Source organism: Echinicola vietnamensis DSM 17526 (genome assembly GCF_000325705.1).
GTDB classification, from domain to species: domain Bacteria; phylum Bacteroidota; class Bacteroidia; order Cytophagales; family Cyclobacteriaceae; genus Echinicola; species Echinicola vietnamensis.
Genome location: NC_019904.1, coordinates 2,314,818 through 2,328,190 on the forward strand (window position 1 = coordinate 2,314,818; position 13,373 = coordinate 2,328,190).

Here is a 13,373-nt window from a genome sequence, read left to right on the forward strand (position 1 = left end):
GGTCGTTTTAGAGGTTTGATTTAATGCGGATGTTCTGGGTGAAGGTGTAGTCTTCAGACAGGAACTTGACAATGTACGAGCCGTCTACCCGGAAGGTATGTTTGTATTGGCGCTTTCCTGTATGAGGGGTAAAACGGCCATCTTCCAATAGTTTTCCATGACCGTCGAAGATCAATACCCTAAAGTTTTGCTCGTCGAGGTTAAAAAACTGAAAGCGGACTTTCTTATCCCTCGCCCCGGGGTTGGGATAGGCCGTCACTCCCGTGGTGTGGGAACCGAAGGGGCCATCGGCGGGAAAACCATTATCTCCGTTGGCTTCTTCGTTTTCATTGCTATCATTTCCGTTGGGGGCATTCAGGTCGGTAAACAACCATCCTTCTCCGGCATTGGGATTATTACTTCCACTTATACCGGCCATCAACGTTGAATCCTGGCCTAAGCTATCGGTATCCTCGATGCAACTCTCAAAAAAGAAGACCTCATCTTTTAAAATACCCTTATCGACTTGCTCAATCACTAACTGGTACTGGCCTCTACCGATATTGTCCAGTTGCCCGGAGCTTGTTTTCAGCATACTGCTCCATGAGCGCTGGCTCTCCCGGTGGGTGAGGGTCATTCGGCAAGGCAGCACTTCCGGGTTTACTTCGATCGCAAGTCGGTTGCGTCCATCGATACATTCTTGTTTTTCTACTTCCACAAGGGCCGGGCAGTCTTGCTCCTCTTCCCTTTGATCCCATTCGAGGTAAAAGTCATGATTTCGTATAGAGTCCGGGGGGATGGGAATTTGAATATAGGTAGTCTCATTCCTTACGTGCATCACAATCGGGAAACGATCCTTTCCGTTTGTGATCTGGGCACCCTGGGTTTTTTCAAGGCTGGTGTCTATTTTCAGGTGAAGATATTCGGCCGGGGAATCCCAATTGACAAATTTGAGTTTCCAGGGATGGACAAAACGCGAGCTACCGCATTCCCCGCTATTGCTTTGTTGGTTGTCGTTTTTTCTTTGGGACAAGATCAAGAGCGAACCGTCCCGGATATCTCTTTCCGGCATAGCTCCCAGGACAGAAATGGTATCCAGACTCAGGCGAATGCTCCGCGAATCCGAACTAAAGGTCTGGCTTTGATAAAAACCGGCCCGGTCCAAACGCCCCAGCGCGAGTACTTCTTTATCGTACATTCCATCCGAAGCGGGTGACCATACTTTCTCATCCTTGATATCGGCGTAATAGCGCCACTCCTTTTCTTTATTTTCCGTAATATTAATGGAGTACTTCATCGCCAGGAAGGACTCTACTACCCGGACTTCCTTGCGCCGGAGTATATCCTTATAATAGATCACCTCTGCCAATTCGATCTCATCGCTGATCTTTACTTTGGGTCGTCGGTACCATGGGCCTACTCTCCCCTGGTATTTCACTTTTACCATCGCCGGTTTTCTACCGATCGGCGGGATGGATACTTCCAGGCCATCCACCTCCACACGGTCCCGGAAAAGACGTACCGGGCCAACTCTTAAAAGGCACTCCGCAGACAGGCTGTCATCGGTGTTTGGGCGTACTACTAAAAATAAAGTCCCGCTCTGCTCCGATGCAATCCGGGTCAGCCCATTGGCTACTTCCGGTGTATCGGTATCCAGTACGGCGTAGTTTCCCACATAATGCAATAGGGGCGAAACGGTATCTTTAACGGCTTGCAGGCGAACATACTCTCTTTGTTTTTCTAATATCTGGGAGTTCCCTGAAAATGAATAAAAACACACTAAACAAAATAAGTAAATCAGGCCTTTACGATAGGTTGCATAAGATCGGGTCATACGATGGTTGTTTAAAAAATGTATACTCTATTTCACATATATTTTTCGGTCCATAAGGCCGATTAAAAAAAACAAAAAACCTCCTTTGGGAAACTACTGTTACAGTGTGCTTCCCATATATTATCTCTCCTGTGATGTGTGAGTATGTATTTAGCCCGTCTATGCGAAACGTCATCCCTCTGCTCTTCGGGCGAAAAGAGGCATTTACCTAAAAACTAAACTTTATCGATAATAAAAATTGTCAGGTAAAACCTAGCAAGTTGTTCTATTCTAAAGAATCCCTTCTTTCTATAAAAACTTCGGCTAACTTAAATAAAATGCCGTAACTACCAAATTTTATTTTGATATTTTTACTTAAATTTTATGAAACCCCTTACTAAATCTATGTTTTAGGCGCACTATAATGTAAATCAATAAGTTTAGTGATTAAACTTATTGAATACCTTTAGCGGAATATACCCCATATCTTTTCAAAATGCTCGGGAAGGCTTTTCCCAAACCCTATTCGTATGGCATTATTAGGATGTTCTCCTGCAAAATAATGGGCTGGGTTTTGGAGGTAATACCCCTCTTTTTTTAAGCGGTTTCGGACTTGTTCGATGGCCAGTGGCCTGGAAAATTCGATCCAAAATGCCAGCCCTGTTTGAGGAGGGTGATGAAAAATACCACTCTGCCTTTTTAAGAACTGATGAATATGGTCTCTTCTCTTTTTGTATATCTTATTGAGCTTTTTGGAAAAGAGATTGATCACCCCTTCCCTAATCAACTCATTTAAGGACTGTTCCAGTATAACATTTCGTTGGGAATACAAGAGTTTTCTAATGCTATAAATAAAATGCCGGGGGGCTATAAGGAGTACCGTAAGGTGAAGTGAGGGGATCATTTTACTCAATGGAGAGATGTATATAATGTTATCATTAGGAAATTCTCCTTTTAGAGTTCCCGGTACTTCTTTGTTATATATGAACTCGTGTTCAAAGTCCTTTTCAATAATCGTAAAGCCGTATTTCCGGGAAAGCCAAACAACCTTCTCCCGTCTCCCAAATGAGAGTACCGCGGTGGTGGGGTATTGATTTCTTGGGCTCAGTATTAGCGCTCCTATCTGGTGTTTTTGGCATATCGCTTCCAGTTCCGTTGTATTAATTCCCTGATGCCCCACCCTGACTGTAATAAATTTCAATCCCATACTGCGAAGGACATTCCGGATATTGGGATCAGCCGGCTCTTCCATCACAATGGCCCCTTCTTTTCGGAGAAAGGAAAACACCGTCATCAACAATAAGGTGTAATAACCGTAAAAGACACAGAACTCTTCATACGTACAGTTAATTCCCCGGTTGTGAACTAAATAGGTATGCATGGTATCGCGAAAAGGAGGATATCCTGTAGACTGTACCAAATGATGATCATAGTTTCGGGCTTTCCAAAAATATCTGCGATAGGCCCTTCCGAGCTCTGAAATTGGACTTAATGATATATCCGGGTAATCTTCACTTAAGTTTATTTTGCTTTCATACGGCTTAAAACCTCTAGGAGCGGGACGACTTCGGTTTACATAAAAGCCCACTCTTTCGATAGTATAAACATAGCCTTTTGCTGTCAGCCTATCATAGGCTTTGATCACTGTTTTGCGGTGTACGGATAGATAAAAGGCCAGTTTTCTACTGGAAGGTAAAGGGAAGTTTTCCTTTAGGACCTCTTTCTGAATAAGGTCAATGATAAATTCTTCGATTTGTAAGGCAAAAGCTCTATTGCGATGTAATTCTAAGTGTTGAAAAAATTCGGGTACCATATCCGGATGATTTTATCAAGCATCCAGCCAAATAGTTTAAGAGTGGGGAGATGAGTTCTTTGTTGCCGGAGCTTGAGTTTTCAAATTTTTCATTATCGCAAATGTAGTAGAATTTCTACTCTTTCAATCCTGTGGTCGAGGTTTGGACTACAGGAAAAATATCGAACTGGACTACCTTTTTGTTGATTTCATCCTCTATAATCGATAAATTATGCATTTACCAATTTTTTATGTTATGATTCGAAAAAGAAAGTATGGATATCCTGAAAAAACATCTTTTCGTATAAGTGGCCAAACGAAATGGCCTAAAGGTAGAAGTGAGGTTCCTGAAAGGCGCCTTTGGGTTGATGGAATAGAGTTGATCCCTGATTTTGGACATCAGTTAAGACCGAATTTCCCCAATATCTTCAGTTGGGGATGCTCCTTCGGGGAGTCCACAGCAGTGACCGCTTTAACTATTGGTTTGTTTATGATCGGTGATCCCCGCACCGCAATTAACTTATACCCTTCTTTTGAACTGTATCTATTGCACGGATGGGAGGATAATTTTGATAGACAAATGGATCTATCCCGCTTTTTCAACAGAAGTAAACCTCGTTTGAACCTTTATTTACACAGTCATTACTGTCCGTACCTGCACGTGATCATGAATGAAATTGATGTTTACTTTGACCCCAATAGAGAATTGTATACCGCCGACCTGGCTTATCAATTTGGAAAGTGCTTTAGTTTGTTCGAAAACGGCGTGGATCAAAAACGAAAAGCTGCCCGAAAATATACCCTGGGTTTTCGAAGATGGGCCTTTCAAAACCATCTTCCTTCTGTTGTCCAACATCCATCCTATACTAAGCTGACTTCCCGGATCGATGAAATAATGGCCGAATTTTCCCCTTATTCCAGACAGTGTTATTTCAATGAAATAAGAAGGTGAATGTAATTTGGGAAGATTTATCCTAGATCCCCTTTTTGAAACATTCCGGTTTTAAAGGGGATTTCTGCTGGACTACCTGATTATCTGCTAACTGGGCTACTCTTACGTTGTTTTTTCTTTGGAAATTAGCTCCAAAGTTTATGAAACATGCAAAAAATCATTGACATCATATCCGCCATGTTTATTCTGTTATGGTCATATGCGGCCATAACAAAGTTGGGAAGTTATGATGTTTTTAGTACCCAACTCGGTCGATTCCCATTTATCTCAAAAATGGGATTTTTTATTGCCCTTGCCCTTCCCATAACAGAAATAATGTTGGCAACCCTATTGGTATTTAAACGAACCCGATTTATGGGATTGATGGGTTCTATAATATTGATGCTTTCTATTAGTATATACATCATTAGTGTACTGCTTTTTAGTGAAACGATTCCGTGTACATGTGGCGGGTTGTCTGTTAATATGGGATGGACAGAGCATCTCTATTTGAACTTATTTTTTGTTGGTATAGGAATTATAGGTGCAAGACTGCATAATAAGAAATTCTTGCAAGATGAGGGGAAGCTGAAAACCTCAGAGACAGAGTAAGCTCTATTTTTTAAACTTAAATGTTATGAAAAAGATCAAATTCAGTTTAACGGCCCTTGCGTTTGTTTTGGGCATTACGGGTTCTGTTGCATTTGCAGTAGCAGAATCTTCTCAGTCCCAGGCTTGGTACTACCTCGAAAATGGAGAACCAGGAGATCCCGCTCCTGGCGGTCCCAATTGCGGAGATGGTGCCGAGGAATGTGCCGGATTGTTCAATTTGGACGATGGGCAACCCGTAGGTGAGCCAACCTCTATTGTAAATGGAGAAAGGTTATAATACCTAAAAAGTGCCGCTGCATCCTTTGCAGCGGCACTTATGTGATATCTAACGAGGGTTTTGTTCCATCCCGGAAGATGCAATCACATTTTCGGGGATAGGGAATACATATCGTTTGTCACCCGGCTCTAACTTATAGATCATCCCTTCTATTTCACGCGTCAGGGTAACTGCATATTCCGGGTCAAGGTTTAACCGTCTTAAATCCATCCACCGTAGCCCTCTAAACAAGAGTTCTTTTCGCCTTTCACGCAAAACAAAATCCAATGCTTCCTTCTGGCTCAAATTTTCTTTGTTTTCGTATTGACCAGTAACATATCGTGTTTTTAATAAAGTGTTTAAGGACTTAAGTCCATCCTGAACATTTCCTGTTCGAATTTGACATTCGGATTTGATCAAGTACATTTCATCGGTGGCTATTCCAGTAAAATACCTGTTTTGGCCCGTGTAATGTCCTCGAAAACCTACAGTTCCGTCCTCATTTATAATAAAAAACAAATCTTTCCGGAGATCCCCTTCCTTGTAGGATTCAAAAATTTGCTCTTTAACAAGTGCCCTGGGCCTGAACCCAATCTGATAGATACTTGTAACCACGCTATGGCTTATCACTTCGTCATTAAATAAAGAAAAGGGATACCTTCGTTCTTGATCCAGGTCATTATAATCCATTAACAGGTTAGTTATATCGAGGTATCTCTCCGTACATTCCAGGGCTTTATCATAATTCCCCATACTTAAGAAAGACCGAGCCAACCACCCTAAAGCGGCGGGTTTGGAAGCATCTGTTTTGCTCTCCGGGATATCCCCTAGTAGGTCTGTTGCAATAGACAAGTCTGAGACTATTTGATCATAGGTTTGTTGCAAGGTGCTTCGGCTAACGGGAGCATCAATGTCAGGAGATAGTCGAATTGGAATACCTGGTTGTGAATTTGCTTTTTCAGGTATATAGGCACCTGCAAATTCCTGTGCCAGGCAAAACATGGCTTTCCCACGGAAAAATAGGGCCCCTCCTTTAATACTGTTATATTCATTTTGTTGACTTTCCGAAGGATTAATTCTTGCAAGCCCATCCAGGATGACATTTGCCGTAAATATCTGTTCATAAGCAGTATTCCAATCCTCAATGTCTGTCCGGCCCTGATAAATATCTTTTTCCCATAGATAAAGGTTTCTTTGTATAGCTGTGGGGGCAGCTGCAAATACTTCATCTGTTATATAATAATCGTCAGCACTTATATCACAGAAACTTAGCCCGTCATTGGTAAACAGAAACGAGTTGTTCAGTAAAAGCCTCATGTCCTTGAGGGTGGAAGGTACTACCAGGGACAAACTTCTTTTTTCTTCCAACCAATCATCTTGGCAGGAAAAAAAGATAAATATGATGAATAAAGTAGATATCAATTTTTTCATAGCTGTTGTTTTAAAAGGAAGCATTAATACCGAAAGAAATAGTCCTTGGCAGGGGTATTTGGGGGAAGTCGGGGTCAATCCCGTGCTCATTTGCAGTCCACAATAGCCCCAGATTATTGGCATAGATATATATCTTGGCCCCTTGTATTTTCCACCGCGACGGGAGTTCTTTAAAATGGTAGGAAAGGTTTATGTCCTGAAGCCTTATATGATCACCCTTTTCTACCAAAACCTCAGATCGACCATAAAACAAATCCCTGTTTGTACTAGCTGGGTAAATAAGGGAGGGAACATTCGTATGCATTTCATCCCCGGGTTCTTTCCATCTTGTGGCGTAGTCTTTATGCCCTGTCCGGTTCTGGAACAAACTGGAATAATTTATTGAGCTCCTTCGGAAATAATAACCGAACCGGCAGGCAATGTTAAAAGAAAAAGCCCATCCCCTGTATTCAAAAGTATTGCGCAAGGCACCGAATAATGTGGGCATGGCCGGACCATGGTACACAAGATCTTCTATGGGGGTATTTTCTAATAAGAAAATGGAGCTGTAATCTGTGCTTACCTTTCCATTAAGGTAGCCTTGGGGGGCTCCGGTCTCAGGGTTTAGCCCTGCCCATGGATAACTATAAATTCCAAACAGTGGGCGCCCTTCTATGGGCTGGACATATACAGGGGCACGGCTAATGCTTGCGTCTGTAAATAAATTGGAGATAGTTGTGGCCTTTACCTCGTAATTGGTCACTTTGTCCGTGGCATGGCTCAACTGGAATTGTGTTTGCCAATTAATCCTGGAGTTGATATTTGTGGAGTTTAATACCAGGTCCCACCCTTTCCCGGACATATCTGCGACATTTCCGCGATAGGACAATAAACCCACGGTAGGATTTAAAGGTGCCTGACCGATGATATCTGTAGCATTTCTTTTAAAATACTCAAAAGAGCCCCATATCCGGCCTTCAAGGGCTTTAAAGTCCAAGCCCAAATTGAGCATGCCTGATTTTTCCCATCGCAAATTGGGGTTGGGAGGGTTGACAATAAAAGCGCTTTGCCGAAAAGTGTATGTTGCCGTGGTGAAGTTTGCGGTGGTATAGGCGGTCACCGAATTATCAATATTGCCGCTATACCCGTAAGTTGCACGTAAGGTTAATTGGGAAAGCCAGTCCAGATTGTAAAAGCCTTCCTTGTTGACATCCCACTTACTTCCTACCGACCATAAGGGGACAGACCTTTGATTGGAATTAACCCCAAATAGGTTGGATTGGTCTATCCTCCCGCTGGCAGAAAAAGTATACCTGTCTTTATAAGTATAGGCGATATTGGAAAAGTAGGACCGGAAACGATCGCTCGTGCCTTGTATAGTAGTCTCATCACTTATATTCGTATAATTTCCGGAAGGATATAATCGATAATATCCAACGTGGTCTATATTGGCTGATGTCCCTAACTGTCGGTCGTAGCCATAATATACATTGCCATAACCTGCTCCATCTACTTGTCTGGCCTCAACCCCAGCAAGAGCTGTTATAAAATGGTCCCCTTCAAAATAATTGTATTCCCCTTGAAACCTTCCATTGTGGGACAGTATGGAGTTTTGGGAAAAATATAAAATGTCTCCTAAGGGGAGATTGCGGTTAACCCCGTCCCCGGTGGGCTCGGAGAAATTATTAACAAGATTTCTTACATAGTATGAGTCTTGGCCTCTCAAAGTTTCATTCACTACCCCTTGGTTTTCAAAAAGGTATTGCCCTTTTATCTTAAAATGTTTTGTGATCTTCCATGCCACGGAAGTACTGGCGCGAATATTCTCCAGGCTTGATTTTTTCGAAGTTAAGTTTATCTCATCCAGGGGATAGTAACTCCAATTTAAAAAACCTTCCTGAAGGCTGTTTTTGATGAAGGAAGACCTGTAATCCCGAAGCACACTTAAGGGAAGCCCCTCTGAATCTGCTAGCTTTGCATAAGGATATTCGATGTTTTGTCGTGCATCATTTAAGGTATTGTTATCATTACGCATGCTTCGGGTATACGTAATGGACCCGGTTATATCGAAGTCCTTAAATGGTGTGAAGGTCTGGCTACTTCGCAGGGATATCCTCTCATAATCATTGCCCTTTTCCTCTAATAAGTTTTTATCATATCCTGCGGAGAAGAAATACCTGTAATTTTCATTCCCTCCTTTTAGGTTTAAAGCGTATTGTTGCTTGGTCGAAGGCCTATAAAAATGTTTAAGGTAATCATTTCTTATATCCACATCCCGAAGATTATCTATACTGCGTACAGCTTCTTCCGGACTTATTTCCCCTTGTCTTCCCTTTTCCAATATTTCAACGACAGGCGTGATCATCGGATAGGTTTCCGAGTTGGTCAAGTCTGCATCATAATAGCCCTTTTCAAAGAGAAAAGTTTCCACGTCTATAAAGTCGGACGAAGACATTTGCGGCCTGTAAAACAAATCAGGTTTTTCCCCAATAGTCAGGTTGGAATTGAATTCCAGGCTGGGAGGAAGATTGTTTTTTCCTTGTTTGGTGGTAATGACTATTACTCCGTTTCCCGCCCTGACTCCCCAAATAGATGCAGCGGCAGCATCTTTTAAAACGGAAATGCTTTCAATGTCATTAGGGTTTATATTGTCCAGGTCTCCTTCATAAGGGAAATTGTCCAAAATAATCAAAGGACTATCATCACCAAAAATCGTGGACCGTCCACGTATAGTGAGCCGGGTTTCCCCATCTCTTTCATCAAATAAAATACTCGGAGCGATGGCCTTAAGACGTCCGATGACATCAGTAGAAACCTGCCTGTTTAAGAGTTGGTTGTCCACATGCTCAAATGAGCCGGTAGCCCTCTCTTCAGGAATGCTTTCATAACCTGTAGAAACAGTAAAGGCTTCCATTTCCCCTATACTTTCCTTGAGGGATATGGACAGGCTTTCCCCACCGACATCTGATGATTCTATTTCCTTTCGCTCAAACCCAATCATAGAAATGACCAGAACATCATCTTCTTGGACTCCTGTTAAGGTAAAAGCTCCTTCTTTATCCGTAAAAGTACCTTTGTGAGTGCCTTTGATTTGGATAGAAGCCCCAACAATAGGCAGTCCGTTTGATGTAAGTATTTTGCCTTTTATCTCCTTTTCCAATAGGGTATTGGATTCTTTTATTTGATCCGGGTCATATTGAAACAGTATTTCACTTCCCAGGGACTGGTAAGAAAAAGGTAGGCCTTTTAGGATATCATCCAATACCTTTCGCAATGGGATTCCTTCAGCTGTCAGGGATACGGTTGCTTTGGAGCGGGCTAACTTTCCGCTATAAACAAAGCTGATACCAGAGGCTTTAGAAATTTGGTCCAAAGCCGACTTTAAGGTTTGTTCCTTTAACTGGATCGTGACCTTCGATTCCAGCAAGGACTGCCCTTTGACTTCTTCGGCTATTAGAGCGGAAGAGGTATAACAAATCATCCCGATAATAAAGACAGACCATTTCATAATAAGCATGACCTTCCGGCCAAAAGAGCTGGCCAGGAATTGTATTCGATGCAGATAGGAAAGCGTGCTTAGGGAATATAATGACCCGCACCCACCCTTTTCTGCATGGAGAAGTAGAGTTTTTTTCATAATTTTATCCTGTTAAGTGTTAGGGCTTAAAGCAATGTTTTCCAGACGCTCGCTTTTAGGCCCGCATTTGATTAAATACTCTCACTTTTGCTTACCGGCCAAGGTTTTCAAAAGCGGGAGTTTTTTCTATAAAATGGCCCCGCCCGCCAACTGCCTGAAATAGATTGTTTGATTTGGATTTAGGTGAAACATAGATTTAGTGGCAGGCAGGAGCCAATTACTTTGAGAGAATCCAACCACAGCAAAGCCATGGCCTTTTCTTGATTATATAGATCTGCGGTTTGTTAAACCGATATGAAGAAAGTTACCGTTAACCTCCTTAGTCTATTTGGGTTTTATTCGATATGTATTTTCACTCATTTTAAACCACCCGGCATTCATGACCAGACCTATTTTTTCCAGCATGACAACAAGTTCATCTTCAGTACTCATGGTACCATAAAACTCCCGGTTGGTCAGGCTTGAGTCCAACTGAATTTTTACACCATACTGAAGCGCCATATCCCGAACCACTTCATCCAGACTGGTCGCCTCATATCGGAAGATACCGTTGCGCCGGGAGAGGTACTTACGGGCATTCGTAACCACTTCTTTTCGAATAGACCGGTTTTCTTTTTCGAAAACGGCTTGTTCATTCGGATGAAGGATGGTAGGCGATTTATTCTTTTCTCCAGCAACTTTTAACGATACAACCCCTTCCAGAAGGGTGACCCTTACCTCTTTATCTCCTTCATAAGCAGTCAGGTTAAAGGATGTACCGAGGACTTTGGTTTCAAGCAGTTCCGAATGGATAATAAAGGGATGCTGTTTATCGGATTGCACCTCGAAAAAGGCTTCTCCTTTTAAATTTACCTCCCTTACCGGGCCTCTGAACTCCTCAGGATATTCCAAAATACTTCTTGGGCTGAGCCAGACCTGGGTACCATCTGGTAATGTTATAGTCTTTCGCTCCATTTTATGTGTCAGCATCGTTTCCATTTTAACCGGTGCCAGGATACTTAGAAGTTCAAAGCGGAAGAAATACCCGATGCCCAGCAATATTACTAGGGAAGCAGCGATGGATAGTATCATTTTTCTCAAAACCCTGGTTTGAGATTCAGGAGTTTGTTCCCTTGTAAATGATGGGCGGTTAATCCGGTTATGCACACGCTCCAGGGCCTGGGAAGTATTGTACCCGTTTATTTGATCCAGCCATTGGTCCCGTTGCGTTGAATCTTGTAACTGCTCAAATAATTGCTTATTCTTCGGGGATTGATTTATCCAATTACTGAGTTCTACTTGCTCGGATAACTCAAGTCTTTGGTTCCCCGCTTGTTTTTTAAGCAGGTAGATTACCCTTGCGATATGGGCAGGATCGTTTTCCATATTCTTCCGTTGCGCGATTTTTCCTTGCTTTTACTACTATCACGACGCGGAAAAGGAATAGTACCTATTGGGGATAAAAAAAATTAGAAATTATTCGAAGGTGTGCACCAATAAGTGGGCATAAGGGTAAATCATCAGGATCATTAACTGATCAGGGGTGATCTTACGGCGCAGCATGGCCAGTCCCCTAAGCTTATGATTTTTGACGGTTTGAACAGATAGGGACATTTCCTCCGCAATTTCCGATACAGAAAGTCCTTCTATATATGATTTACGAATGACTGTACTGCATTGGGTAGGGAGGGATTCAATAGCCTGATGGATCTCACGGACTACTTCGGCGCGGATCATGTTGGTTACATGGCTCTGGGTAAAATCCTCTCTACTATCTAAAAAATGACCATTTCGCTCCGCTTTATGTGTTGCAGTTTTAATAAAGTCCAGGCAGGCATTTTTTGTGGATTTGTATAGAAATGATCGAAGATGATCTTTGGAAGAAAACTCCATCTTCTTTTGCCATAGCTTTACAAAAAGGCTTTCCACTACATCCTCTGCATCGCTCTTGCTTTGTAATATCTTTTGAGCATAAAAGCATAAACCGGGGTAGAATTCTTGAAAAATCCTGTCAAACGATTTTCGATGCGTCAGGGAATATTTTGGGGCATTATGGTTAGTTCTATCCAGGGGCATAAATGATAAGCAACTTTTCTTCTTTATGAAAAGCAAGTGTAAAGAGTTAGGTGATTGAAAGTAAACATATTACAACTTATGATATTATATTTATAATATCAAGAAGCAGTAAATCAGATCCTTTTTTCACTTCCCGTGAATATCTCACAATTTATCTTCATTTGTTACTTCAAAATAGGGCGGGTCGTCACTGGCAGGAAATCGCCCGCTCACACGGGAATCCCGTGAACTATTGCCCCAGTTTATCAATTGGTTGGCCTTAAACTCATATTCTTCATTGAGTTCAGGCTCATATTCCAGGGAAAGTCGGGCATAGGCCAGGCTGAGTTCTTTCTGATCCAACTGGGCATAAACGTAGGACATCCAAAACACTATTTTGGAATGTTGTTTAAGGCTATCGGCTGATTTTAATAGCTGTAGGGCAGACTGATAGTTTTCATTCTTGATTTCCCGTAAGGCCTTATTAAATTCCTTTTTGTAATCCGTTGAATGTCCCTGAAAGGAAAGTACACTTGTTAAAAGCAAAATCATTAAATATTTCATATACTATCATTTAGTAGATTGTTGATATTCGGGATTTCCGTTTGACCGGATTGGGTATTTTCTTCCAATACCACTTCCCTTTTTACACCCATACCATAGCCAATCAATATAATCCCCAATAGCACAAACAATAAACCAGGTGAAATACTTTCCAATTTGGACTTTAACCCCGCCAGGGAACCGGAAAACTTAAACTCTCCTTTTGCCCCTTGCAGTATGAGCTTATAGCCCAATCGAATGGTCAAAAAACCGAGGACAAAACAGGTGATCCTCAATAAAAAATGGAGGATCAAACTGGTCATTGCTAATTTCTCATAATCAATCGCCATAGGATAGTATTTATTT

11 protein-coding genes are annotated in these 13,373 nt (G+C 42.0%); 3 read left to right on the forward strand and 8 right to left on the reverse strand.

Translation table 11 applies throughout. The annotated features are described in order from the left end of the window. Window positions 1–7 precede the first annotated feature (7 nt). Window positions 8–1,813: a T9SS type A sorting domain-containing protein gene (locus ECHVI_RS09630; protein WP_015265781.1), complete on the reverse strand. Its 1,806-nt coding sequence runs from the start codon at window positions 1,811–1,813 to the stop codon at window positions 8–10. 445 nt (window positions 1,814–2,258) lie between these two features. After that, window positions 2,259–3,605, reverse strand: a complete 1,347-nt coding sequence (locus tag ECHVI_RS09635; RefSeq protein WP_015265782.1) for an aminotransferase-like domain-containing protein — start codon at window positions 3,603–3,605, stop codon at window positions 2,259–2,261. 235 nt (window positions 3,606–3,840) lie between these two features. Between ECHVI_RS09635 and ECHVI_RS23855 the strand changes: the two genes are divergently transcribed. The 3 genes from ECHVI_RS23855 to ECHVI_RS09650 all read left to right on the forward strand — a co-directional run bounded on the left by ECHVI_RS23855 (window position 3,841) and on the right by ECHVI_RS09650 (window position 5,404). Then, window positions 3,841–4,536, forward strand: a complete 696-nt coding sequence (locus tag ECHVI_RS23855; protein ID WP_169316418.1) for a hypothetical protein — start codon at window positions 3,841–3,843, stop codon at window positions 4,534–4,536. Window positions 4,537–4,683: 147 nt separating this feature from the next. Then, window positions 4,684–5,127 (forward strand): MauE/DoxX family redox-associated membrane protein, encoded by a 444-nt coding sequence (locus tag ECHVI_RS09645; protein ID WP_015265784.1) that lies wholly within the window; start codon window positions 4,684–4,686, stop codon window positions 5,125–5,127. Window positions 5,128–5,152: 25 nt separating this feature from the next. Further along, a complete protein-coding gene (locus ECHVI_RS09650) occupies window positions 5,153–5,404 on the forward strand; it encodes a DUF6520 family protein (protein WP_015265785.1) in 252 nt (83 codons plus the stop codon). Window positions 5,405–5,452: 48 nt separating this feature from the next. Here the strand turns inward: ECHVI_RS09650 and ECHVI_RS09655 are convergent, their stop codons facing one another. From ECHVI_RS09655 to ECHVI_RS09680, 6 genes are all read right to left on the reverse strand, one after another. Then, window positions 5,453–6,814: a RagB/SusD family nutrient uptake outer membrane protein gene (locus ECHVI_RS09655; RefSeq protein WP_015265786.1), complete on the reverse strand. Its 1,362-nt coding sequence runs from the start codon at window positions 6,812–6,814 to the stop codon at window positions 5,453–5,455. A 10-nt stretch (window positions 6,815–6,824) separates the two neighbouring features. Further along, the gene (locus tag ECHVI_RS09660) at window positions 6,825–10,430 is read right to left on the reverse strand and encodes a SusC/RagA family TonB-linked outer membrane protein (protein ID WP_015265787.1); all 3,606 of its coding nucleotides are present in this window, start codon (window positions 10,428–10,430) and stop codon (window positions 6,825–6,827) included. Between the two features lie 324 nt (window positions 10,431–10,754). Next, window positions 10,755–11,795: a FecR family protein gene (locus tag ECHVI_RS09665; protein WP_015265788.1), complete on the reverse strand. Its 1,041-nt coding sequence runs from the start codon at window positions 11,793–11,795 to the stop codon at window positions 10,755–10,757. A 90-nt stretch (window positions 11,796–11,885) separates the two neighbouring features. Next, a complete protein-coding gene (locus ECHVI_RS09670) occupies window positions 11,886–12,485 on the reverse strand; it encodes an RNA polymerase sigma-70 factor (protein WP_015265789.1) in 600 nt (199 codons plus the stop codon). A gap of 144 nt (window positions 12,486–12,629) precedes the next feature. Further along, the gene (locus ECHVI_RS09675) at window positions 12,630–13,028 is read right to left on the reverse strand and encodes a hypothetical protein (RefSeq protein WP_015265790.1); all 399 of its coding nucleotides are present in this window, start codon (window positions 13,026–13,028) and stop codon (window positions 12,630–12,632) included. Further along, window positions 13,025–13,357, reverse strand: coding sequence for a hypothetical protein (locus tag ECHVI_RS09680; RefSeq protein ID WP_015265791.1), 333 nt, complete (start codon window positions 13,355–13,357; stop codon window positions 13,025–13,027). The genes ECHVI_RS09675 and ECHVI_RS09680 overlap by 4 nt, the downstream gene beginning before the upstream one ends. Between the last annotated feature and the right edge of the window lie 16 nt (window positions 13,358–13,373).